Annotated in this window: 16 protein-coding genes; 12 read left to right on the top strand and 4 right to left on the bottom strand. The window is 59.6% G+C overall.

Going from position 1 to position 24,521, the window contains the following annotated elements; all coding sequences use genetic code 11:
* Window positions 1-8 precede the first annotated feature (8 nt).
* From ICA15_RS18605 to aceE, 4 genes are all read right to left on the bottom strand, one after another.
* Window positions 9-2,705, bottom strand: coding sequence for a putative bifunctional diguanylate cyclase/phosphodiesterase (locus ICA15_RS18605; protein ID WP_150617528.1), 2,697 nt, complete (start codon window positions 2,703-2,705; stop codon window positions 9-11).
* Between the two features lie 254 nt (window positions 2,706-2,959).
* Window positions 2,960-4,354 carry an alkaline phosphatase D family protein gene (locus tag ICA15_RS18600; protein ID WP_210554291.1) on the bottom strand — a complete coding sequence of 465 codons (1,395 nt, stop codon included), beginning with the start codon at window positions 4,352-4,354 and terminating at the stop codon, window positions 2,960-2,962.
* Between the two features lie 275 nt (window positions 4,355-4,629).
* A complete protein-coding gene (aceF, locus tag ICA15_RS18595; protein WP_042557321.1) occupies window positions 4,630-6,594 on the bottom strand; it encodes a dihydrolipoyllysine-residue acetyltransferase in 1,965 nt (654 codons plus the stop codon).
* Between the two features lie 11 nt (window positions 6,595-6,605).
* Window positions 6,606-9,251 (bottom strand): pyruvate dehydrogenase (acetyl-transferring), homodimeric type, encoded by a 2,646-nt coding sequence (gene aceE, locus ICA15_RS18590; RefSeq protein WP_150602689.1) that lies wholly within the window; start codon window positions 9,249-9,251, stop codon window positions 6,606-6,608.
* A 190-nt stretch (window positions 9,252-9,441) separates the two neighbouring features.
* Here aceE and ICA15_RS18585 point away from each other — a divergent pair, with 190 nt between their 5' ends.
* The 12 genes from ICA15_RS18585 to ICA15_RS18530 all read left to right on the top strand — a co-directional run bounded on the left by ICA15_RS18585 (window position 9,442) and on the right by ICA15_RS18530 (window position 24,518).
* Complete coding sequence (locus ICA15_RS18585) at window positions 9,442-9,639, top strand: hypothetical protein (protein ID WP_191627707.1); 198 nt, start codon at window positions 9,442-9,444, stop codon at window positions 9,637-9,639.
* Entirely contained in the window at window positions 9,636-12,575 is a 2,940-nt protein-coding gene (glnE, locus tag ICA15_RS18580; RefSeq protein WP_210554290.1) for a bifunctional [glutamate--ammonia ligase]-adenylyl-L-tyrosine phosphorylase/[glutamate--ammonia-ligase] adenylyltransferase, read from the top strand. Before ICA15_RS18585 ends, glnE begins: the two co-directional genes overlap by 4 nt.
* Window positions 12,576-13,039: 464 nt before the next feature.
* Window positions 13,040-14,074, top strand: coding sequence for a lipopolysaccharide heptosyltransferase II (gene waaF / locus ICA15_RS18575; RefSeq protein WP_210554289.1), 1,035 nt, complete (start codon window positions 13,040-13,042; stop codon window positions 14,072-14,074).
* A 1-nt stretch (window position 14,075) separates the two neighbouring features.
* A complete protein-coding gene (gene waaC / locus ICA15_RS18570) occupies window positions 14,076-15,137 on the top strand; it encodes a lipopolysaccharide heptosyltransferase I (protein WP_047299457.1) in 1,062 nt (353 codons plus the stop codon).
* Entirely contained in the window at window positions 15,137-16,258 is a 1,122-nt protein-coding gene (locus tag ICA15_RS18565; RefSeq protein ID WP_210554288.1) for a glycosyltransferase family 4 protein, read from the top strand. Before waaC ends, ICA15_RS18565 begins: the two co-directional genes overlap by 1 nt.
* On the top strand, window positions 16,259-17,065 hold the full coding sequence (gene rfaP, locus ICA15_RS18560) for a lipopolysaccharide core heptose(I) kinase RfaP (protein WP_150617535.1): 807 nt from the start codon (window positions 16,259-16,261) through the stop codon (window positions 17,063-17,065). It begins immediately after the preceding gene.
* Complete coding sequence (locus tag ICA15_RS18555) at window positions 17,065-17,799, top strand: lipopolysaccharide kinase InaA family protein (protein WP_150617536.1); 735 nt, start codon at window positions 17,065-17,067, stop codon at window positions 17,797-17,799. The genes rfaP and ICA15_RS18555 overlap by 1 nt, the downstream gene beginning before the upstream one ends.
* Window positions 17,796-18,548, top strand: coding sequence for a lipopolysaccharide kinase InaA family protein (locus tag ICA15_RS18550; RefSeq protein ID WP_150617537.1), 753 nt, complete (start codon window positions 17,796-17,798; stop codon window positions 18,546-18,548). The genes ICA15_RS18555 and ICA15_RS18550 overlap by 4 nt, the downstream gene beginning before the upstream one ends.
* Complete coding sequence (locus ICA15_RS18545) at window positions 18,548-19,999, top strand: lipopolysaccharide kinase InaA family protein (protein WP_210554287.1); 1,452 nt, start codon at window positions 18,548-18,550, stop codon at window positions 19,997-19,999. Before ICA15_RS18550 ends, ICA15_RS18545 begins: the two co-directional genes overlap by 1 nt.
* A gap of 349 nt (window positions 20,000-20,348) precedes the next feature.
* Window positions 20,349-22,103: a carbamoyltransferase gene (locus ICA15_RS18540; protein WP_047299460.1), complete on the top strand. Its 1,755-nt coding sequence runs from the start codon at window positions 20,349-20,351 to the stop codon at window positions 22,101-22,103.
* Complete coding sequence (locus ICA15_RS18535; protein ID WP_210554286.1) at window positions 22,096-23,004, top strand: glycosyltransferase family 2 protein; 909 nt, start codon at window positions 22,096-22,098, stop codon at window positions 23,002-23,004. The genes ICA15_RS18540 and ICA15_RS18535 overlap by 8 nt, the downstream gene beginning before the upstream one ends.
* Before the next feature lie 137 nt (window positions 23,005-23,141).
* Window positions 23,142-24,518, top strand: a complete 1,377-nt coding sequence (locus tag ICA15_RS18530) for a hypothetical protein (protein WP_224450891.1) — start codon at window positions 23,142-23,144, stop codon at window positions 24,516-24,518.
* The last annotated feature ends 3 nt before the right edge of the window (window positions 24,519-24,521 follow it).

Here is a 24,521-nt window from a genome sequence, read left to right as displayed (position 1 = left end):
CGGCGAGATCAGAGGCAGAGCGGGCCGCGCGGGTAGCGTTTGAGGGCCTGGATCAGATCGGCGCCGGGGATCGGCCGGTCGAACAGGTAGCCTTGGCCGACATCGCAACGATGGCGACGCAGGAACGCCAGTTGCTCGGCGGTTTCGATGCCTTCGGCCACGACTTTGAGTTTCAGGTTGTGGGCCATGGCGATCACCGCTGAGGTGATTTCCATGTCGTCCTGATTGTCGGGGATTTCGTGGATGAAGCTGCGATCGATCTTGATGACGTCGATCGGGAATTTTTTCAGGTAGCTGAGCGACGAGTAGCCGGTGCCGAAGTCATCCATGGCCAGGGTCAGGCCCAAGCGCTTGAGTTGATCAAGTTGCAAGTGCGTGTCTTCGGTGGCTTCCAGCAGCAGGCCTTCGGTCAGCTCCAGCTCCAGCAGATTGGCCGGCAGCGCTTCTTCCTTGAGGATGTTGGCGATGGACGCGACCAGGTCCGGATCGGAGAACTGCTTGGGCGACAGATTGATCGCCACTTGCAGATTACCCAGACCGGCAGCGGTCAGCGCTTTGCTCATGCGGCAGGCCTGACGGGCGATCCATTTGCCGATCGGAATGATCAGGCCGGTTTCTTCGGCGACGCTGATGAACTGATCCGGACGAATCATGCCGCGCTCCGGATGATTCCAGCGCAACAGCGCTTCCATCCCCAGCAGGCGACCACTGCGCAGGCAGAGCTTGGGCTGGTAAAACACGTCCAGCTCGTTCTGGGTCAGGGCGCGCCGCAAATTGTTCTCGACGAACAGCTTGTAGCTGGCCTCGGCGTTTAGCGCTTCGGTGAAGACTTGTACCTGATGTTTACCGTTGGCCTTGGCCTTGTGCAGGGCCAAACCGGCGTTACGCATCAGGGTTTGTGGGTCGCGGCCGTGCAGGGGCGCGCAGGCAAGGCCCACGGAACCGGTGACGCTGATCAACTGGTTGTCGACGAACATCGGTTTGTCGAGGGTCATCAGCAACTGGCTGGCGATCTGCTGGCCGACCTCAAGGTCGGTGTCGTCGAGCAGCACCGCGAATTCGTTACTGGCGAACCGGGCGAGGCTGCCGCTCGAGCTCAGGCTGTTGCGCAAACGCCGCGCCAGACTGATCAGCAGTTTGTCGCCGGTCTGGTGGCCAAGGCTGTCGTTGATGCGCTTGAAGTTGTCGATGTCCACCAGCAGCAGGCTGATCGGAGTATCGGTATCGCGGGCGAAGCGTTCGTCGAGGTTGCGGATGAACGCCGGGCGGTTACCGAGGTTGGTCAGGTTGTCGGTGTACGCCAGACGTTCGATGCGCTGCTGCGCCAGTTTGGTCTGGGTGATGTCTTCGTAGATGCCGATGTAATGGGTCAGCTCTCGGTTGTCGCCGTAAACCTTGGAGATCGACAACTGCCCCCAGTACGGTTCGAGGTTTTTCCGGCGGCTCTTGAATTCGCCCTGCCAGCTGTTGCTCTTGGCCAGCGCCGAGGGCGCGTCGAACAGCAGCTCGCTGAGGTTTTCCAGGGCCGGCAGTTCCGACAGGCGCTGGCCGTGGACTTCCTCGGTGGTGTACTGGGTGATCGCGGTGAAGCTCGGGTTGACGTACTCGACCACGCCGTCGCAATTGACCAGCAAAAAGGCATTGGCGCTTTGCTCGACCGCACGCTGGAACAGGTGCAGGGCGCTGGTGGCGGTGCGCCGGTTGTGGTTGTTGATCACTTGGGCGAACTGGTCGGCCAGTTCGCCGGCAAAGGCGATTTCATCGGACTGCCAGGCGCGGGTGACGCCGGTCTGCTCCAGGCACAGCACACCGACCACGTGGCCGTCGACGCGGATGCTGGCGTCGAGCATGGCGTTGACGTCGCGCGGGCGAAGCGCTTCGGCCATCTCGCGGGTGCGCGGGTCACGCATGGCATTGTGTGCGTCGATGGCGCGGCTGCTGTGCAGGGCGTCCATGTAATCAGGGAAGCCGCTGATGTCGATCGCGTCCGGGAGAATGTAGTCCTGGGTCGCGCGGTGGTAAGCCGAGATCGGCAGCAGTTGCTGGCCTTCGAGGTTCCACAGGCTGGCACAGTCGATTTCATAGATATCGCAGGCGCAGCGGGTGATCAGTTCGGCGGCTTCTTGCAGCGAGTTGTGCGTGCTGTAGCGCTGGCGGGCGAGTAGCAGAATCAGATCCTGCTGGGCGCGCACTCGATCCAGATGCTGCAGTTGTTCCTGCTGGGCACGCTGATTGAGTTCGAGGGCGATCTGCAAGCGCGAGTTCTGGGTTTCGAGATCGACGCAAGGCAGCAGCGGCGCTTCGTCGAATACGGTATCGACCGCCAGCAGATAGCCGCGCAGCAAGTGACGATTGTGCTGCTTATAGGCTTCGCCGAGTTCCAGAATGGACAGCGCGCCGGCAGGGGTGTGCAGCGTGTAACGCACCAGATAATGCGGGCTGGCACTGAGTTGCAATTGGATCGTGTCGTGCAACTGATAGCGTGCTTCCGGCTCCATCAGGCTGGCGTATGGTGAGCCGACCAGAGCACACAACTCAACGGCCGGTTGACCGAATTGACGTTCGCAATTGGGATCAAGGAACAGCATTGCCCAGCTGGCTTCATTCAAGCGCTCGAAACGCAGCATGCCGAGCCGCGAGGGCACCGGCAATTGCGTCACTACCTCGGCCACCATACGGCTGGCGGCATCGGGTTGGCTCTTCATGGAGGGAAACTCGCTTGGAAATATGCTGAACGCTCTGGGCTCTCGCCCTCTTTACTGTTGCCTGCGGCAAGGTTGCATCATTGCGGCACTGACTGACAAGAGTGATGAAGGCCAAGTGCTATAAGAATGTGTCGGCCGCGCGGGGCATTTCTCCAGTGTCTGTCAGAAAAGAACGATTGATCGCAGCTTGCGACAGTTCCAACAGGGGCATTTGACCTTTGCAGGAGCTGCCGAAGGCTGCGATCTTTCAGGGCTTAACGCAGTTTTATGGCGATCGACTGTAGCTTCTTGCCATCCCGGTCATGGTAATTGACCAGAATCTGATCGGCTTCGACCACCACATGGGCAAAGTTGTCTTTACTGACCACCGTGCTGGTCAACTCATGCTGATAGTCGCCCGTCGCCGTACGCACCAGCGGTTGGTCGAGTATAAAAGTGGAAGCCTTGGCGTACGGCAGCAGCATGCTGTTGCACAGGGGCGAGGAAACGATGGTGTGGACTTCAAAGTCCGGATCGTCGCTGTGGGTCAGGCGCGCGGTCAGCGAACCGTGCACGTCGCCCGAGACGAACACCACGTTTTTGATCCCTTGGATGCGGATGGTTTCCAGAAGGCGCAGGCGCTGTTCCGGGAAGGCTTTCCACGCATCGTCGCCGAATTGTTTGCGATCCGGGTAGAACATCACGCTGGTCACTACGAACTTCACCCGCGCCGGACTGCTGATCAGCCACTCCAGCAACGCGTGCTCCTGAGCCTCATCGAGAATGCGTCGATCATCGACTGACAAGTTACGTCGAGTGCGGCTGTCGGTCACGAACCATTCAATGTCACCGTCACTGAACTGATACCAATAGTGCTGAAGTACCGAACGATCAATCTGGCCGTTAGTTGTCAGCGGATGTACCGGGCTGTGACTGGCTTGATACAACTCATAGGCGGCCATGGCATTGCGATATAACGCGCCGTCGGACTTGCTGGCATTGGCCGGCCAGTTATCTTCTATTTCATGGTCGTCGAGAATCATGTAAGTCGAAGTGCTGGACATCAATCGCTTTATATTGGGTTGCGAGAACGCCGCGCGGTATTTACTGAGTATGTCCTTGTATTCGCGATCCGGTGCGATCAGGTTCATGTCGTCGACATAAATTTGATCGCCGGTCATCAGCGTGGCACTGATAGGGGGTTGTGCGCCCTCGATCAATTGATTGATGGACGCAAAGATCCGGTCGCCCAACTGGGGCAGTGAAGCAATGCCGGCGGTCATGCGCAAGTACCGGCAAGAGCCGACAATGTAGGCCCTTGCGCGCATTGCTGTTGAGCGGGTGCGCAAACGGTAGATCTCCCGAGGCCATTGCAGCGGCAGTTCTGCCACCGAGTCCTGGGTATGAACCGGATTCATCGGGCTGAACCAGCCTGCTTGAAATTCGTATTCCGTATCGCTGCTCAAGTGGTTGAGTGCGAAAACTTCCGACATATCTCGCAGATCGCTCAGTTTGGCAAAAATACCGTTAGACCATTGTTGTGTGTCGGCGATGCGATAACGTATCCCGGCAAACACGGTGTTGTTGTCCTGTCGGTCGCCGCGGATAAATATGCGTGCATGATGAGTTGTTACATGGCCGATAATTGGGCCTATAGTTGGTTTTAGCATTTTCGAATCCATTCGAATGAATTACTTGATAAGTTTTGGCGTCAAGTTTGGTTAATAAACTTGCTGCGCCAAGGTTAGTTGCATGTCGAATGGATAAGTCGGTGCAAAGTTGACTGGAGTCGTGGCCGATGTCAGCGCAACTTGTAGGAAAAATACGAGACCTGGTTTATTTCAGGCAAAAAAAGCCCCGCCAATTGGCGGGGTTGAGGTACGAGCGTGTGGCGCTCGAAAACGTGGAGCACAAGCGGCCCTCCGTCGCCGGAGGGCCGTCTGGATTACAGCAGGATGGTGCGGATGTCCGCCAGCAGGCTGCCCAAACGCTGGGTGAAGCGTGCGGCAGCGGCGCCGTTGATCACACGGTGATCGTAGGACAGCGACAGCGGCAGCATCAGTTTCGGCTGGAAGGCTTTGCCGTCCCAGACTGGCTGGATGGTTGCCTTGGAAACACCGAGGATCGCCACTTCCGGCGCGTTGACGATCGGCGTGAAGCCGGTGCCGCCAATGTGGCCGAGGCTGGAAATGGTGAAGCAGGCGCCTTGCATGTCGTCAGCGGTAAGCTTCTTGTCGCGGGCTTTGGCGGCCAGCGCAGCGGCTTCGGCTGCCAGTTGCAACAGACTCTTCTGGTCGACGTTCTTGATGACCGGTACCAGCAGGCCATCCGGGGTGTCGACGGCAAAGCCGATGTTCACGTATTTCTTGCGGATGATCGCCTTGCCGCTTGGTGCCAGCGAACTGTTGAAGTCCGGCAGCTCCTTGAGCATGTGCGCGCACGACTTGAGCAGCAGCGGCAGGATGGTCAGCTTGACGCCGGCCTTCTCTGCAACGGCTTTCTGTGCGACGCGGAACGCTTCCAGCTCAGTGATATCAGCCGAATCGAACTGAGTCACGTGCGGGATGTTCAGCCAGCTGCGGTGCAGGCTCGACGCGCCGATCTGCATCAGGCGAGTCATCGGCACTTCTTCGATTTCGCCGAAACGGCTGAAGTCGACGACCGGAATCGGCGGGATGCCCGCACCACCGGTAGCGCCGGCAGCTGCGGCCGGTGCTTCCTTGGCCTTCTGCATCATCGCTTTGACGTAAACCTGCACGTCTTCTTTCAGAATGCGACCGTGCGGACCGCTGGCGCCGACTGCGTTCAGCTCAACGCCGAACTCGCGGGCCAGTTGACGCACGGCAGGGCCGGCGTGAACTTTCGCGCCCGGCTTGGCCGGGGCGGCGGCTGGTGCGGCTGCAGCAGGTGCAGGTGCAGCGGCAGCCGGGGCAGCAGCGGCAGGTGCCGGAGCACTTGCAGCGGCAGCTGGAGCCGGAGCAGCAGCAGGCGCCGCGCCTTTGACTTTCAGCTTCAGAATCAGGTCGCCAGTGCCGACTTCGTCATCCAGCTTGATGGAAACGCTTTCGACCACGCCAGCGGCAGGCGACGGGATTTCCATGCTCGCCTTATCGGATTCCAGAGTGATCAGCGATTGATCGGCTTCGACGGTGTCGCCAGCCTTGACCAACACTTCGATGATCTTGGCCTTGCCGGCCGAACCGATGTCCGGCACGTGGATGTCCTGAACGCTGTCGGCCACCGGTGCAGCTGGCGCGGCTGCCGGAGCAGGCGCAGCAGCAGCGGCTGGTGCAGCAGCCTGAGCCGGAGCGGCAGCAGCAGGGGCCGCAGCACCCGCCACTTCCAGATCCAGAATCAGGTCGCCGGTGCCAACTTCGTCGTTGAGCTTGACGCTGATGGCCTTGACCACGCCAGCGGCAGGCGACGGGATTTCCATGCTCGCCTTGTCGGATTCAAGGGTGATCAGCGATTGATCAGCTTCGACGGTGTCGCCGACCTTGACCTGGATCTCGATGATCTGCGCTTTGCCCGACGAGCCGATGTCCGGCACGTGCACTTGCTGAACCGAAGCGGCAGCAGGGGCAGCGGCTGGCGCGGCAGCAGCAGGAGCCGCAGCCGGTTTGGCTTCAGCTTTTGCAGCAGGAGCAGCGGCAGGCGCCGGGGCCGCTTCAGCGGCGCCCTCGACTTCCAGCTCCAGCAGTTCGTCGCCTTCTTTCAGGCGGTCGCCCAGCTTCACTTTCAGGCTTTTGATGACGCCGGCTTTCGGGGCCGGCACTTCCATGCTGGCCTTGTCCGATTCCAGGGTCAGGATGCTCTGGTCGGCTTCGATACGGTCGCCGACCTTCACAAACAGTTCAATTACTTCACCTTCACCGCTGCCGATGTCAGGTACGCGAATGAGTTCGCTCACAAAATGTCTCCTCAGCAGTCCAGTGGGTTGCGTTTTTCCGGGTCGATGCCGAACCTGGTGATGGCTTCAGCCACAACCTTAGGTTCGATATCACCACGGTCAGCCAGTGCTTCCAGGGCTGCCAACACCACGAAATGACGGTCGACTTCGAAGAAATGACGCAGTTTCTTGCGGCTGTCGCTGCGGCCGAAACCGTCGGTGCCCAGGACTTTGAATTCCTTGGACGGTACCCACTGACGGATCTGCTCGGCGAACAGCTTCATGTAGTCGGTAGAGGCAATGACCGGACCTTTACGGCCGCTCAGGCACTCTTCAACGTAGCTCTTCTGAGGCTTCTGGCCAGGCTTGAGACGGTTACTGCGCTCTACGGCCAGGCCGTCGCGACGCAGTTCGTTGAAGCTGGTGACGCTCCACACGTCGGCGCCGACGTTGAACTCTTCACGCAGAATCTTCGCCGCTTCACGCACTTCGCGCAGGATGGTGCCGGAGCCCATCAGCTGTACGTGGTGTGCTGCTTCGCGGGTGTCTTCTTCGAGCAGGTACATGCCCTTGATGATGCCTTCCTCTGCACCGGCCGGCATGGCGGGTTGCTGGTAGGACTCGTTCATCACGGTGATGTAGTAGAAAACGTCCTGCTGCTCTTCGGTCATCTTCTTCATGCCGTCCTGAATGATCACCGCCAGCTCGTAGCCGTAGGTTGGATCAAAGGTGCGGCAGTTCGGGATGGTCGCGGCCAGGATGTGGCTGTGGCCGTCTTCGTGTTGCAGGCCTTCTCCGTTCAGGGTAGTCCGGCCAGCGGTGCCGCCGATCAGGAAGCCACGGGTACGGCTGTCGCCTGCTGCCCAAGCCAGGTCGCCAATACGCTGGAAGCCGAACATCGAGTAGAAGATGTAGAACGGCAGCATTGGCTGGTTGTGGCTGGAGTACGAAGTACCGGCAGCGATGAAGGAGCTCATGGCGCCCGCTTCGTTGATGCCTTCTTCGAGGATCTGGCCCTTTTTGTCTTCCTTGTAGAACATCACCTGGTCTTTATCGACTGGCTCGTAGAGCTGGCCGACGGACGAGTAGATGCCCAACTGACGGAACATGCCTTCCATACCGAAGGTACGGGCTTCGTCCGGGATGATCGGCACGATACGCGAGCCGATTTCCTTGTCCTTGACCAGTTGCGCGAGGATCCGCACGAAAGCCATGGTGGTGGAGATTTCACGGTCGCCCGAGCCGTCGAGGATAGCCTTGAGGGTATCGAGTGGCGGTGTAGGAATGTCGAAAGACTTGGCGCGGCGCTGTGGCACGAAACCGCCCAGTGCAGTGCGGCGCTCGCTCAGGTAGCGGGCTTCGGCGCTGTTTGCCTCTGGCTTGAAGAACGGCAGGTTCTCCAGCTCTTCGTCCTTGACCGGGATGTCGAAGCGATCGCGGAACAACTTCAGGCTGTCGACATCGACTTTCTTGGTGTTGTGCGCAGTGTTTTTCGCTTCGCCGGCACCGGTGCCATAACCTTTGATGGTCTTGGCCAGGATGACGGTTGGTTGTTCTTTGTGGTTGACCGCTTCGTGGTACGCCGCGTAGACCTTGTACGGGTCGTGGCCGCCACGGTTGAGTTTCCAGATCTCGTCGTCGGACAGATCGGCAACCATCGCCTTGAGTTCAGGCGTGTTGAAGAAGTGTTCACGTACGAACGCGCCGTCTTTGGCTTTGTAGTTCTGGTACTCGCCGTCGATGACTTCGTCCATGCGACGTTGCAGGATACCGTCGACGTCCTTGGCCAGCAGTGGGTCCCAGAAACGGCCCCAGATGACTTTGGTCACGTTCCACTGAGCACCGCGGAACACGCCTTCGAGTTCCTGGATGATCTTGCCGTTACCGCGAACCGGGCCGTCGAGGCGCTGCAGGTTGCAGTTGATGACGAAGATCAGGTTGTCGAGCTTCTCGCGGCCAGCCAGCGAGATGGCGCCCAGGGATTCTGGTTCGTCGCACTCGCCGTCGCCCAGGAAACACCAGACTTTTTGCTTGCCTTCCGGGATGAAGCCACGAGCTTCCAGGTACTTCATGAAACGTGCCTGGTAGATCGCCTGGATCGGACCCAGACCCATCGATACGGTCGGGAACTGCCAGAAGTCAGGCATCAGCCAAGGGTGCGGGTAGGACGACAGGCCCTGACCGTCCACTTCCTGGCGGAAGTTGTTCATCTGGTCTTCGGTGATGCGGCCTTCCATGAATGCACGGGCGTAAACGCCTGGCGAGGTGTGGCCCTGGAAGTAGATCAGGTCGCCGCCGTGTTCGTCGGTCGGGGCCTGGAAGAAGTAGTTGAAGCCGATGTCATACAGGGTCGCACTGGAAGCGAAGCTGGAGATGTGACCACCCAGGTCAGAATCTTTCAGGTTCGTACGCATTACCATGGCCATCGCGTTCCAGCGTACCAACGAGCGAATGCGGCGTTCCATGAACAGGTCGCCAGGCATGCGTGCTTCGTGGGTGACGGGGATGGTGTTGCGGTAAGGCGTGGTGATGGCGTAAGGGAGCTGCGAGCCGCTGCGGGTCGCGAGTTCGCCCATACGGGTCATCAGATAGTGAGCACGGTCTTCGCCTTCTTTGTCGAGAACCGATTCCAGGGCGTCCAGCCATTCCTGGGTTTCGACGGGATCGAGGTCTTGCATGGCTTGCTCCAGGGCGGAAAGGCTTCCAGAATCGGTTGCCTGAGTTTGCGACTGGCCTTGTGGGCAGACGATTTAAAATTCTTGGATTGCCGACAGGTTGTTCCGGCGGCGTGTAGTTTTACTACAAATCTTCCGGCATTTCAGCCTTTCGAATGTATAGACGAGTAGTAAAACTACAGATGAAAGGCTTGTGGCCTCCGACTACGTTGTGAGAATAATCGTTAAGGTTGGTCGATTGCCATCCGAAAAAGGTGAAAGTTTGATGCTGGCTGCCAAAGAAAAAGAAATTTCAGCTATTTCTAACTTTTGTTCGACAGTCCTTCAGGTAGCGGGTTTTCACCGTTCACTACAAGCGGCCATTTACACGCCGATCAAGGATAGACCATGACCCTGCCCGTGCTTGCCGAACTGCCCGCCATTCTCCTGCCGTTGGTCACTCGATCCGAGCAGTCGTTCCGTACGGCCGTCGCCGCGCTTGAAGACGATCATGGCTTCTCGAACTGGACATCCGAACGCTGGGCGCAATTTGCCCGCGTCACCGGCGCCAGCGAGTTCGTCATTGAACAGAGCGTTCGTGACCCTTTGATGTTACTGACGCTGGTGCAGTCCGGTGAGCTCGACCGGCCGTTTGCGCACGGTGAGTTGTGCGCGCAAATAGCCGCTGCAGTGGATGCCGCCCAGACTGAAGATGAACTCGGCCGCGTCCTGCGCCGTCAGCGCGCACGCCATCAGGTGCGGATCATCTGGCGTGATCTGACCCGCCAGGCAGATCTGGTGCAGACCTGCCGTGATCTGTCGGACATGGCCGACGCCTCCATCGATCAAGCTTATCAATGGTTGTACAGCCGCCATTGTCAGCAGTTCGGCACGCCAACCGGGCGTCGCAGCGGTTTGCCGCAGCAGATGGTCATTCTTGGCATGGGCAAGCTCGGCGCGGTTGAGTTGAACCTGTCCTCGGACATCGACCTGATCTTCGCCTATCCCGAGGGCGGCGAAACCGTTGGCGTGAAGCGCGCACTGGATAATCAGGAATTCTTCATCCGCCTCGGCCAGCGCCTGATCAAGGCGCTGGACCCGATGACCGTCGATGGCTTCGTGTTCCGTGTCGACATGCGTCTGCGTCCGTACGGTTCATCGGGCGCGCTGGTGCTGAGCTTCAATGCGCTGGAGCAGTATTACCAGGATCAGGGTCGCGACTGGGAACGCTACGCGATGATCAAGGCGCGCGTGGTGGCCGGCGATCAAGTGGCCGGCGCACAGTTGCTCGACATGCTGCGGCCGTTCGTTTACCGGCGTTATCTGGACTTCTCGGCAATCGAAGCGCTGCGCACCATGAAGCAGCTGATTCAGCAGGAAGTCCGGCGCAAAGGTATGGCCGACAACATCAAGCTCGGATCGGGCGGGATCCGCGAGGTCGAGTTCATCGCACAGGCTTTTCAGCTGATCCACGGCGGGCGCGATCTGAGTCTGCAACAGCGTCCTCTATTAAAGGTGTTGAGCACGCTGGAAGGTCAGGGTTATCTGCCACCCGCGGTGATCAGCGAGTTGCGCGAGGGGTATGAGTTTCTGCGTTACACCGAGCACGCGATCCAGGCGATTGCCGACCGCCAGACCCAGATGCTGCCGGACGGCGCTCAGGATCAGACGCGTATCGCGTTCATGCTCGGGTTTGCCGACTGGGAGGCCTTCCATGAAAAACTGATGTTCTGGCGCGGCCGGGTGGCCTGGCACTTTGCACAGGTGATCGCTGATCCTGATGAGGAAGAGGGCACCGAAAGCGAAGTGGTGGTTGGCGGTGAATGGCTGCCGCTGTGGGAAGAGGCGCAGGACGAAGAGGCTGCCTGCCGTCAGTTGGAGGAGGGCGGCTTCAGCGATGCGCCGAAAGCGCTGAAGGCCTTGGCCGGGCTGCGCGGCAGTCCGCAACTGCGGGCGATGCAGCGTCTGGGACGCGAACGTCTGGATTTATTCATCCCGCGCCTGATCGCCCAAGCGGTTGAGCATGACAACCCCGATCTGGTGCTTGAGCGTGTGCTGCCACTGGTTGAAGCGGTGGCGCGGCGCTCGGCGTACCTGGTGTTGCTGACGGAAAACCCTGGTGCGCTGCGTCGTTTGTTGACGTTGTGTGCAGCGAGCCCGTGGATTGCCGAGCAGATCACCCGCTTCCCGCTGTTGCTCGATGAATTGCTCAACGAAGGGCGCTTGTTCAAACCGCCATTGGCGCCGGAACTCGCTGCTGAATTGCGCGAGCGCCTGACGCGGATTCCCGAAGACGACCTCGAACAACAGATGGAAGCCCTGCGCCATTTCAAACTGGCGCACCGCTTGCGCGTCGCCGCATCGGAAATCGCCGGCAGTTTGCCGCTGATGAAGGTCAGCGACTATCTGACCTGGCTGGCCGAGGCGATTCTTGCGCAAGTGCTGGCGCTGGCCTGGCGCCAGACCGTGGCCAAGTACGGCACGCCGTTGCGTACCGACGGTACGTTGTGCGATCCCGGGTTCATCATTGTCGGTTACGGCAAAGTCGGCGGCCTGGAACTGGGGCATGGTTCGGACCTCGATCTGGTGTTCATTCACGACGGCGATCCGCAGGCCGAAACCGATGGCCCGAAACCGATTGATGGCGCGCAATTCTTCACGCGGCTGGGGCAGCGGATCATCCACTTGCTGACGGCGCAGACCAACTCCGGTCAGCTTTATGAAGTGGATATGCGCTTGCGGCCGTCCGGTGCATCGGGGTTGCTGGTCAGTTCGCTCGGCGCTTTTGCCCGCTATCAGGAAAACGAAGCCTGGACGTGGGAGCATCAGGCGCTGGTGCGGGCGCGGGTGCTGGTTGGCAGTCAGGATGTCGGGCAGGCCTTCGAGAAGGTCCGCGCCCAGGTACTGGGTAAAACCCGGGACCTGGCCAAGCTGCAACAGGAAGTCAGCGAGATGCGCGCGAAGATGCGCGACAACCTCGGCAGCAAGAGCACCGCAGCCGGCACAGCGGCAAACGCCTTCGAGGCCACGGCGCCGTTCGACCTCAAGCAGGACGCCGGAGGTATCGTCGATATTGAATTTATGGTGCAATACGCGGCTCTGGCGTGGTCGCAAAGCCACCCGCCATTGCTGCGCTGGACCGATAACATCCGCATCTTGGAAGAGCTGGAACACGAAGGGCTGATGCCTGCCGAAGATGCCAGTCTGTTGCGTGAGGCCTATAAAGCCTACCGCTCCGCCGCCCACCGGCAGGCCTTGCAGAAGGACGCCGGGGTGATTGCCGGCGACCAGTTTGCCGAAGAGCGTCGGCAGGTATTGCGGATATGGAAAGAGATGGGGCTAAGCTGAGTCGCAAATGTGTGAATGAATGCAAAACCCTGTAGGAGCGAGCCTGCTCGCGATAGCGGAGTGTCAGACAACATCGATGTTGAATGTTATGGCCCCATCGCGAGCAGGCTCACTCCTACAATAGATCTGCGTTGAGTCGCAGATATGTGAACGGATGCAAAACCCTGTGGGAGCTGGCTTGCCAGCGATAGCGGAGTATCAGACGACAATAATGTTGAATGTGACGACCCCATCGCGAGCAGGCTTGCTCCCACAGTAGATCTGCGGTGAATCGCAGATATGTGAATGAATGCGAAACCCTGTGGGAGCTGGCTTGCCAGCGATAGCGGAGTATCAGACGACAATAATGTTGAATGTGACGACCCCGTCGCGAGCAGGCTCGCTCCCACAGTAGATCTACAGTGTTTGTAGAATTCTCGAGGCGGGGAGGCGTAATGCCTCCCCGGTTCGTTTTTGGAAACCACATGAATATTCTGATCGTTGGGCCCAGTTGGGTCGGTGACATGGTGATGGCGCAGACACTGTTTCAGTGTCTCAAGCAGCGCCACCCGCAATGCGAAATCGACGTGCTGGCCCCCGAGTGGAGCCGGCCGATCCTTGAGCGCATGCCCGAAGTGCGCAAGGCCTTGAGCTTTCCGCTCGGCCATGGCGCGCTTGAATTGGCGACCCGTCGGCGGATCGGCAAGTCCCTGCGCGGCCAGTACGATCAGGCGATCCTGCTGCCCAACTCATTGAAGTCGGCGCTGGTGCCGTTCTTTGCCGGCATCCCGAAACGCACCGGCTGGCGCGGCGAGTTCCGCTATGGCCTGCTCAATGACGTGCGCACCCTCGATAAAGAGCGTTATCCGCTGATGATCGAGCGTTTCATGGCCTTGGCCTATGAACCGAACGCCGAACTGCCGAAACCGTATCCACGGCCAAGTCTGCAAATTGACCCGGTCACCCGCGAAGCGGCGCTGGCCAAGTTTGGCTTGAGCCTCGACCGCCCGGTGTTGGCCCTGTGTCCAGGCGCCGAGTTCGGCGAATCAAAACGTTGGCCATCCGAGCATTACGCCAAAGTCGCCGAAGCGCGAATTCGCGAAGGCTGGCAGGTGTGGCTGTTCGGCTCGAAAAACGATCACGCGGTCGGCGAAGACATCCGCGCGCGGCTGATTCCTGGCCTGCGTGAAGATGCGGTGAATCTCAGCGGTGGCACCTCGTTGGCCGAAGCCATCGACCTGCTGTCCTGCGCCGACTCGGTAGTCTCCAACGACTCCGGCCTGATGCACGTCGCCGCCGCGCTGAACCGCCCGTTGGTGGCCGTTTATGGTTCGACCTCCCCGGGCTTTACGCCGCCGCTGGCCGAGCACGTCGAAATCGTCCGTTTGGGCCTCGATTGCAGCCCGTGCTTCGACCGAACCTGCCGTTTCGGCCATTACAACTGCCTGCGCCAGCTGATGCCGGACGCGGTCAACGATGCCTTGCAGAAGTTGCAGGGCTCAGTGGTCGAGGTTCATTAAGTTGCGGGTATTGCTGATCAAGACTTCTTCGCTGGGTGACGTGATTCACGCGTTGCCGGCGCTGACCGACGCGGCCCGGGCCATCCCCGGAATCAAGTTCGACTGGGTGGTGGAAGAAGGCTTCGCCGAGATTCCGACCTGGCACCCGGCCGTTGACAAAGTGATTCCGGTGGCGATCCGTCGCTGGCGCAAAAGTCTTTGGAAAACCATCACCAGCGGCGAGTGGAAACGCTTCAAGCAGAGCGTGCGCGCGAACAAATACGATTTGGTGATCGACGCACAGGGCTTGCTGAAAAGCGCCTGGCTGACCCGTTACGTCAAAGCTCCGGTGGCCGGTCTCGATAAAGGCTCGGCCCGGGAACCGATGGCTGCGCGATTCTATGATCGCAAACTGGCCGTGGCCCGTGGTCAACATGCCGTCGAGCGTGTGCGTCAGTTGTTCGCCATCGCCCTCGGATATGACCTGCCCAAAGGCTTGGGCGATTATGGTCTCAACGTCGAGCGTCTGGTCGAGCTGCCGCGCAAGAACGCCTTCGTGGTGTTCCTCCACGGTACGACGTGGGACACCAAACATTGGCCGGAAGCTTACTGGCGCGAGCTGACCGAGCGTGTCGGTTATCTCGGCGTCGGCGTGAAACTGCCATGGGGCAACCCACTGGAAAAGGCTCGTGCCGAACGCATCGCCGCCGGTTTCAAACACGCCGAAGTCCTGCCGAAGCTGAATCTGGCCGGTGTCGGCAAAGTCCTTGCCGGCGCACAAGCCTGTGTGGCGGTGGACACCGGTCTCGGCCACTTGGCGGCGGCGCTGGACGTGCCGACCATCTCGCTGTTCGGCCCGACCAACCCGGGCCTGACCGGCGCCTACGGCAAGTTGCAGATTCACATGGCCAGCGACTTTCCGTGCGCGCCGTGCCTGCAGAAAAAATGCACTTATCAACCGACCGAGCAGGATGCCCGTCAGTTTGACCTGAAGCGTGAACAGCCTCTGTGCTTCACGCGTCTGAACCCCGAGCGTGTCGCCAGCCGACTGAGCACGTTGTTAATGGCTGAGGAGCTGCGCTGATGCAATTGGCATTCGTCCTGTACAAATATTTCCCGTTCGGTGGCTTGCAGCGCGATTTCATGCGCATCGCCCTCGAATGCCAGAAACGCGGCCACCAGATCCGCGTCTACACGCTGATCTGGGAGGGCGACGTGCCGCCCGGTTTCGAAGTGCTGGTGGCGCCGGTCAAGGCGTTTTTCAATCACCGTCGCAACGAAAAACTCACGGCATGGATGGAAGCGGACTTGGCCAAGCGCCCGGTGGATCGCCTGATCGGCTTCAACAAAATGCCAGGCCTGGACGTGTATTACGCCGCCGACGGTTGCTTCGAAGACAAGGCGCAGAACCTGCGCAATTCGCTGTACCGTCGCTGGGGCCGCTATCGCCACTTCGCCGAGTACGAGCGCGCGGTGTTTGCCAAAGAGGCGAAAACTGAAGTGCTGATGATTTCCGAAGTGCAGCAGCCGCTGTTTATCAAACACTACGACACGCCACTCGAGCGCTTCCATTTGCTGCCGCCGGGCATTGCCCAGGATCGTCGCCGTCCCGCGGATGCCGATGCGATTCGCGCCGGTTTCCGTGCCGAATTCAAGCTCAAGGACGACGACCTGCTACTGGTGCAAATCGGCTCCGGGTTCAAGACCAAAGGCGTCGATCGCAGCCTCAAAGCCCTGGCCGCATTGCCCGCCGAACTGAAGAAACGCACCCGGCTGTTTGTAATCGGCCAGGATGACCCCAAATTGTTCCAGATGCAGAGCGCCACTTTGGGCCTGGGCGACAACGTGACGTTCCTCAAGGGCCGCAGCGATATCCCGCGGTTCCTGCTCGGCGCCGATCTGTTGATCCACCCGGCGTACAACGAAAATACCGGTACAGTGCTGCTCGAAGCGCTGGTCGCAGGCCTGCCTGTGCTGGTCAGCGCGGTGTGCGGTTACGCCCACTACATTGCCGAGGCGGATGCCGGGCGAGTGCTGGACGAACCGTTCGATCAGGCGCAACTGACGCGATACCTGACCGATATGTTGAACGACGACGCTGCACGCGCGGCCTGGAGCCGCAATGGTCTGGCGTTCGCCGAAACGGCCGACCTTTACAGCATGCCGCAACACGCGGCGGATGTGATTCTGGCGGAGCACGCTTAAATGAAGTTGATGCTGGCTGAACCGTTCAAAAGCCTCTGGGCTGGACGCGATCCGTTCGCCGAAGTCGAGGGCTTGCAGGGCGAGGTGTATCGCGAGCTCGAAGCGCGCCGGACGCTGCGTACCGAAGTCGACGGCCATGGATTTTTTGTGAAGATCCATCGCGGCATCGGCTGGGGTGAGATCTTCAAGAACCTGCTGACCGCCAAGCTGCCGGTACTCGGCGCGGGTCAGGAATGGAAAGCCATCCAGCGCTTGCAGGAAGTCGGCGTGCCGACCATGACTGCCGTGGCGTATGGCGAAAAGGGCAGCAACCCGGCCGACCAGCATTCGTTCATCGTTACCGAAGAACTGGCGCCGACCATCAGCCTCGAAGACTTCAGCATCGACTGGGTCAAGCAGCCGCCGCAGCCAAAGCTCAAACGCGCGCTGATCGCCGAAGTGGCGCGCATGACTGGCATGATGCACCGCGCGGGCGTCAATCACCGCGACTGCTACATCTGCCACTTCCTGCTGCACACCGACAAACCGGTGACGGCGGATGATTTCAAGCTGTCGGTGATCGACCTGCACCGCGCCCAGACCCGCCCGAGAATCACGCAACGCTGGCGCAACAAGGATCTGGCGGCGCTGTACTTTTCCGCGCTGGATATTGGCCTGACCCGTCGCGACAAGTTGCGATTCCTCAAGGGCTATTTCCAGCAGCCGCTGCGGCAGATTCTGGCTGAAGAAGCGCCGCTGCTGAACTGGCTGGAAGGCAAAGCCAACAAGCTCTACGCGCGTAAACAGCGTTACGGGGATGCGCTCTGATGGCGGGTTGGACTCTTGAACCGCCGTACAGCGATCTGGCCGAAGATTTCGGCAGTCTGGAAGCCGTGTTTGCCCTGCAAGGCGAGCGGCTGACGCGCGATCCGCTGTCCGAAGTGGTTCGCGTGCAGCGCAACGGCATCAACTATTACGTCAAGCGCTACGTCGGCGCGGGCAAAGGCCTGCGCCGTTACCTCGGCAAACCGCGCGTCAAGATGGAGTGGCAGAACCTCAAGCGGTTTGCCAAGTGGGGTATTCCCACCGCTGAAGTGGTGGCGTGGGGGCTGGAGCGACGCGGCGCGGCTTACGACCGTGGCGCGATGATCACCCGCGAGCTGCCCAATACCGAAGACCTCGCCGCACTCGCCGAGCGCAAGGATCCCAAGCTCAAGGATCGCGCCTGGGTCGACGCCGTCAGCCAACAGTTGGCCGGTTATACGCGCACGATGCATGATCACCGTTTTACCCATAACGATTTGAAATGGCGCAATCTGTTGATCGACGACCAGTCGCGCATATTTCTTATTGATTGCCCCAATGGCGAGTTCTGGCGCGGCTTCTGGCTCAAGTATCGGATCACCAAAGATCTGGCCTGTCTCGACAAGCTCGCCAAATATCACCTGTCCAATACCCAACGCCTGCGCTTTTATATGCAATACCGCCAGTGCGATCGGCTGAACGCTGCCGACAAGAAACGGATTCGGCACGTGGTGAGATTTTTCGAGGGACGTGAATGACTGATTTTCTCGCCGATGAAGACCGTGCTTTGCTTGAACGCCACGGCCTGGGCACATTTGACGCCCTGTGGGCCAAACAACTTGAAGCGGTGGACGAGCCCAATACCGCGCGTGGCGGCTGGAGCAGCGTGTTCCGTCTGGATCTCGAAGGTCAGGGTTTCTACCTCAAGCGCCAGAGCAACTACCTGACCCGCACCTTGCATGCGCCGTTCGGTGAGCCAAGCTTTGCTCGCGAATTTCGTAATATCAGCCGCTACCGTAAGCTCGGTATTCCGGCGCTGCAAGCGGCATTTTTCGGTGAGCGCAAGGTCGCTGGCGAAGTCCGCGCGATTCTGTTGACGCGAGCGCTGGATGGCTGGAGCGACCTGGAGTCGCTGCTTGCGCGCTGGTCGCAGCTCAGCACCGCGCAACAGTCGGCCATCCTCAAGGCCTGCGGGTTGCTGGCGCGGCAGCTGCACGGGGTGCGTCAGGTGCATGGCTGTTTCTACCCCAAACATATTTTTCTTCAGGCCAGCGGCGACGGGTATCAGGCGCAATTGATCGATCTGGAGAAAACCCGGCCGCTGTTGTTCGGCATGCGTGACCGAATCAAGGATCTGGAGCCGCTGCAGCGCCGCGCACCACAGTGGAGCGAGGCGCAACTGCGCGAGTTGCTGGCGGCTTATCTCGATCAGCCGATCGACAGTTCGCTGCTCGACAGCTGGCTCGCCCGGCTGACCGCGCGCCGTAGTCACAAGGAGACTCGCTGATGCAGTTGTCTGAGCTGGCCGCTGTCGGGCGTACCCCGCAACTGCCGCTGACCGTCACACTGGCCGATGCGGCCGGTGCCGCGGATTTGCAGTTGCTGAGCCTGCTGCGCGTGTTGCCGGGGCAGCGTTACGTCGGTGCCGGCGTTTGGCGTGGTCGTCCGGTATTGGCCAAATTGCTGGTCGGCAGCAAGGCTGCTCGACATTTTCAGCGTGAGCTGGAAGGCGTGCGCTTGCTGGCTGCACAAGGCCTGACGACCCCGCTGCTGCTGGCCGACGGCCTGAAAAACGGTGAGGGTGGCTGGCTGCTGTTCGACTTCCTCGAAGGCGCGCAAAGCCTTGGCGATGCCTGGGCGCAAGTCGAGGCGCTGCCGCCGCTGGCGGAGGAACAAACCGCGGTGCTGGCCGAGGCGCTTGCCGCCATTGGCCAGTTGCACGGCAAAGGGCTGTGGCAGGAAGACCTGCACCTGGACAATCTGCTGCGTCACGGCGGTAAGTTGTACCTGATCGACGGTGCCGGCATTTGCGTGGAAACCGCGGGTCAGCCGTTGTCGCGGCAAAAAGTCCTGGAAAATCTCGGCGTGTTTTTCGCCCAGTTGCCCAAGGCGTTGGAGCCGTTCACCGAAGAGCTGCTGGTGTATTACCTGTTGAGCAACAGCGAGCACGCTTTGCCGCTGGAAGCGTTACAGAAGCAGATCGACAAGGTGCGCCGCTGGCGCCTGAAGGATTACCTGATCAAGGTCGGGCGCGAATGCACGCTGTTCAGCGTCCGCCGTGGGGCGTTTGGTCTGCAAGCGATCCGGCGCGAGGAAGAAGCGGCCATGGTTCCGGTGCTTGAGCAGGCGGATGCCCTGCTTGATCGCGGCCATCTCTACAAGACCGGCGGCGCGGCAAGTGTCGGCAAGGTCGAAGTGGGGGCGCGCCAATTGGTGATCAAGCGCTACAACATCAAGGGCTTCGCGCATTGGCTCAAGCGGTTCTGGCGTCCGAGTCGTGCCTGGCACTCGTGGCGTGAAGGCAATCGCCTGATGTTTCTCGGGATTGCCACGCCCAAGCCGCTGGCGGTGCTGGAAAAGCGCTTCCTGTGGTTGCGCAGCCGCGCCTATCTGGTGACCGAGTTCCTGCCGGGACCGGACATCATCGAGCGCTTTGCGCCATACGTTGAAAGTGGCGAAGCACCGGAATCGGAGCTGCAGGCACTGGACCGGTTATTCGCTCGATTGATTGCCGAGCGCATCAGTCATGGCGATTTCAAGGGCCACAACCTGTTCTGGCACAACGATCGCTGGGCGCTGATCGATCTTGACTCGATGTGTCAGCACGGCTCGCCGGGAAGTTTTGCCCCGGCCTATGCGCGGGACCGGGCTCGATTCATGCGTAACTGGCCCGAGAGCAGTGCGCTGTATCAGATAATCGATCAGCGTTTGCCCAAACATATCTCGAGTGTTGTCTGAGTCGGGCGAGAGCGAAAGGGGCTTCTGAAATGTCTTACATTTTCTTCAGAAGCCATGAGCTGTGCCCTCACCGGCCTCGGTGCTGATTTTAAGAGATTGTCGTCATTAGACCGGGACGAAAAATCGTACAACGCAGCACGACCGCGTCGGATATTTCGACGCATGGGCGGTTATTGAGTCAGCGGACAAGGAATATGCAAACCATTCACCCCGGGGCAATTCGCACAGGGTAATTCCCGTCACGTTTACGCTATAATCCCGCCCTTTAGCTGCCACTCGCCATTTGCGAGGGCGCATCAATTTTCAAGGCGCATCGCGCCTGCACGCAGACTAAAGAGGCTAGACCCCTGTGGCATTGACGATTCTTGGCCTGTCCGGCGCCCTTAGCCACGATCCTTCAGCAGCCTTGTACATCGACGGCAAGCTGGTGGCGGCGGCTGAAGAAGAGCGCTTCGTACGCGATAAGCATGCAAAGAACCGCATGCCCTACGAGTCGGCGAAGTTCTGTCTTGAACAGGCCGGCATCAAGCCGTCCGACGTCGACGTAGTCGCAATCCCTTTCGCACCGATCAGCCTGTTCGGCAAGGCCCGCTGGCACTATGCCAAGCGCTACTGGTACGCCCCGGACCGCGCGCTTGATGCGATCCTGATGGGTAACCGTCGCTACAAGCGCTATCGCAACAAGATCGTCTGGTGCCTTGAGCAGCTCGGTTTTGATCCGAAAAAGATCAAGATCGAACCGGTCGAGCACCATTTGGCCCACGCCTCCAGCGCTTACCACTGCTCCGGTTTCAAAGAGAAAACCGCGATCCTCGGTATCGACGGCAAGGGTGAATACGCGACGACCTTCTTCGGTTACGGCGAAAACGGCAAGATCCACAAGATCAAGGAATTCTTTGACCCGGACTCCCTCGGCGGCCTGTACGGCGCAATCACCGAGTTCCTCGGTTTCGAGATGCTCGACGGTGAGTTCAAGGTCATGGGCATGGCGCCCTATGGTGACGCCAGCAAATACGATTTCTCGCGTCTGGCCTCGTTCGAAAATGGCGAGTTGGTGATCAACACCGACTACGCCAACGTCATCGGCCTGCGTCGCTACAAAGAGAAGGGCAAGGGCTTCTACTTCTCGCCGAAGCTGATTGAGTGGCTGGGCCCGAAACGCGAAGGCGACATCGCTGACGAACCGTACATCCACTACGCCGCGAGCATGCAAGCGCTGTTCGAAAAACTGGCGTTGCAGATGATCGACCACTACCTGGGCGACGTGCTCAAGGAAACCGGCAAACTGGCTTTCGCCGGCGGCTGTGCGTTGAACGTCAAGCTGAACCAGAAAATCATCGCCCGCGATGACATCAAGGAACTGTTCGTGCAACCGGCGTCCGGCGATGCTGGCACCGCGGTCGGCGCAGCAGCCTATGTGTCCCACGCTCGCGGCGTACCGGTCGAGAAGATGGAACACGTCTACCTTGGCCCGTCGTACAGCAACGAAGACGTGATCGCCGCGTGTGCCCGGCATGAGAGCAAGCCTGTCTGGCGCAAGCTCGACAACATGCCGGAGCAGATCGCCAAAATCATGGTCGAGGGCAATCCGGTGGCCTGGTTCCAGGGGCGCATGGAGTTCGGTCCGCGCGCACTGGGCGGTCGTTCGATCATTGGCTGCCCGAGCGTGGCCGGCGTGGCCGACCGGATCAACCACCAGATCAAGTTCCGCGAGCGCTGGAGGCCTTTCTGCCCGTCGATGCTCGACACCGTCGCCCCACAGATGATCAAGATCGATCACCCGGCGCCGTTCATGACGTTCACCTTCGAAGTTTCTGAAGAGTGGAAGACCCGTGTGCCGGAAGTTGTCCACGAAGATGGCACCTCTCGCGCCCAGGTGCTCAAGCGCGAATACAATCCGCGCTACTATGACATGATGAAAGCGCTGGAAAACCTGACTGGCAACGGCGTGTCGCTGAACACTTCGCTCAACCGTCGTGGCGAGCCGATGATCTGCTCGCCGACTGATGCGCTGAACATGTTTTTCGGCTCCGATCTGGAGTACCTGATCATGGAAGATATTCTGGTCGTCAAAGAGGGTGTAAAAGGATACGCAATTGACTGAAACACTGATCAGCGTCGTGATCCCCGTTTACAACTACGCGCGAACCCTGCCCCGCGCAGTGGAGTCGGTGTTGGCGCAGTTGGATGAAACGACGGCGGATTTGCTGGTCATCGACGATGGGTCGACGGACGAGACGCCTGAGGTAGTGGAATCGCTATTGCTCAAGCATGGCGGGCGTTTTCGCGCGCTGCGCAAAAGCAATGGCGGGTTGTCTACGGTGCGCAATCGGGGACTTGAAGAAACGACCGGGAAATATCTGGTCTTTCTCGATTCCGACGACGAAATGGCACCCGGTGCACTGGCCGCGCTTTCGCAGCATATTGCCAGCAACCCGCAAACCCGGATGGTCATTGGCGCGCATTGGTCGGTATTTGCCGACGGCAGGCGCAGCTTGCAGACCGCCAAGCCTTTGCCGTTGACACCGCGGCAGCGTTTGCAGGGTTACCTGCTGGACAAGACCGTATCGATATCCAACGGCGCCTGCGCAATGCATCGCGATGTATTCGTTCCGGGCAATTACCCGGAACATTTGCGCAACGTTGAGGATCTGCCAGTGTTTGCCCAAGTGCTGGCGCGCTTCCCCTGCACCGTCCTGGACAAGCCTCTGGCACTTATCTACAAGCACGCCGACAGCATGCGCCATGATTTGCGCCAAAGTCTTGCTGCCGGTACGGAGCAGGTCGTAAGTGAGGTGTTTTCAAGTCGACGCATGCCAAAGGAGATGCACGACCTGCGTCAGGCCTTTCTGGCACAGCGCTGCTTGTCGCTGTTTCGCGATTGTTACTCACATGGCGAGTACAGCCTAGCCAAGGGCTTCTATTTTCAGGCGCTGCGTGCAGACTGGCGCACGTTTTCGCGCTGGTCCTACACTCGCAAGGCTTTGCGTCTGCTGTTTCGATAAATGGTCCGCCGTGACTGCGCGTACCTTGTGATGAGTGTTGGTGAGGTGGCTGGGTGAAAGGCAGGAGCGGGAAAGTGGGTACTCAGGTCGCCAGGATCATCGACGAATACCCGGTATGGCTGACATTTTTTGGCAGTTTGCTGTTGTCGCTGATAGCGGTCATGGGTACTGCGACAGTAGGGCGTGATGCCGCGCTTTACATCGATATCGCACAACAAGTCACCGAGCAGGGCCCCGATGTCGCCTGGGCCACTTTCGACTGGCCGTGGTTTTCCCTTCTGCTTGCCGCTACCCATTCCATCCTGCGGTTGCCATTGGAGCTGAGCGCCTACCTCTGGTGTGGCCTCTTCTTTGCTGGCATCAGCGCGTTGATGGTGGACTGCGTCCGTCAGCGTTCACCCGACATCACCCGGTGGGCCTGTCTTGTCATGCTGGCAATGCCTGCGGTCAATGCCTTTCGAAATGACATCATCCGTGAGTGCGGCTTCTGGTTTTTTTGCACGCTGGCGCTGTGGCTCGCGTTGCGCTGGCAGGCTCGTGGAGGCTGGTTGCGTGCGGCATTTATTCATATGGCAATTGTCGCGGCCGCCTTGTTTCGGCTGGAGGCGTTGTTGTTGATACCGGCGTTGGCGCTGTGGCAATTGCCCAACCTGTGGTCGTCGAGCCGACGCCTGTCGTTCATTCAGTTTTCATTGTTGCCGGTTATCGGGTTGCTGGTCGTCTCGGTGACAGGCGTGCTCTTGTCGGCGCGCGTGGTTCTTTATCTGGACATGATTGAGCCTCGCAGTGTGTTCGCCTCGTTCCAGATGCTCTGCGATCAGTTCGCTAATTCACTCATCAACAAGTATTCCCAGGATGAGGCGGGTCGGATCATTTTCTTCGGCATCCTTGCGACCATGACGATTACTTTCGTCAAGTTGATGGGGCCGTTCGCCGTCCCGTTCATTCTGCGGCGCAACTGGGGCGTGCTGGGTATCTACTGGCGCGACTATCGTCCCTTCGCCTGGGTAGCGATGCTCTACCTGGTGGTACTGGTACTGTTTTTTATCAAGCAACAGTTCATGAATGCGCGCTACATGAGTTTTCTGAACCTGATGTTTGTGCCTGTGCTGGCGATGGGGCTGGCAGCGTTTGTTCGCCAATTTCCGCGATTGGGCAAGGGGTTGGTGGTACTGGCGCTGCTGGTGATGCTATCGAACGTCATCTCCACCGGGGCCGGAAAAACCCACTATGTCGAGGCCGGCCGCTGGATGTCCTCCCATGTTGAATCGGACGCGCCGACTTACTTCACCGATGGGCGGATCAGCTATTACGCGGGGCGCGGCTACGTGTTGCCAATCCTGACGCAGGAAGAGGCAATATCGCCAGCGCATGCTGGCGACTACCGTTATTTCGTGATCGAGGCGAAAGGTGACGAGCCATGGCTGAACGAGTGGCTGGCAGCACACAAGCTGCGCATCCTTGAGCATTTCGCCAATCGCAAAGGCGCGACCGTTGTGGTGATTGGTCGCTAGGGT

Source organism: Pseudomonas sp. P116 (genome assembly GCF_020149425.1).
Lineage (GTDB): Bacteria > Pseudomonadota > Gammaproteobacteria > Pseudomonadales > Pseudomonadaceae > Aquipseudomonas > Aquipseudomonas anatoliensis.
This window is presented reverse-complemented; position numbering and strand designations above follow the sequence as displayed.

Bases quoted from the DNA above. Each gene is read 5' to 3' on its own strand.
- ICA15_RS18555 (WP_150617536.1), top strand. From the start codon at position 17,065: ATGGCGGGTTGGACTCTTGAACCGCCGTACAGCGATCTGGCCGAAGAT.
- ICA15_RS18550 (WP_150617537.1), top strand. From the start codon at position 17,796: ATGACTGATTTTCTCGCCGATGAAGACCGTGCTTTGCTTGAACGCCAC.
- waaF (WP_210554289.1), top strand. From the start codon at position 13,040: ATGAATATTCTGATCGTTGGGCCCAGTTGGGTCGGTGACATGGTGATG.
- ICA15_RS18605 (WP_150617528.1), bottom strand. From the start codon at position 2,705: ATGAAGAGCCAACCCGATGCCGCCAGCCGTATGGTGGCCGAGGTAGTG.
- ICA15_RS18565 (WP_210554288.1), top strand. From the start codon at position 15,137: ATGCAATTGGCATTCGTCCTGTACAAATATTTCCCGTTCGGTGGCTTG.
- ICA15_RS18600 (WP_210554291.1), bottom strand. From the start codon at position 4,354: ATGCTAAAACCAACTATAGGCCCAATTATCGGCCATGTAACAACTCAT.
- glnE (WP_210554290.1), top strand. From the start codon at position 9,636: ATGACCCTGCCCGTGCTTGCCGAACTGCCCGCCATTCTCCTGCCGTTG.
- rfaP (WP_150617535.1), top strand. From the start codon at position 16,259: ATGAAGTTGATGCTGGCTGAACCGTTCAAAAGCCTCTGGGCTGGACGC.
- ICA15_RS18545 (WP_210554287.1), top strand. From the start codon at position 18,548: ATGCAGTTGTCTGAGCTGGCCGCTGTCGGGCGTACCCCGCAACTGCCG.
- aceE (WP_150602689.1), bottom strand. From the start codon at position 9,251: ATGCAAGACCTCGATCCCGTCGAAACCCAGGAATGGCTGGACGCCCTG.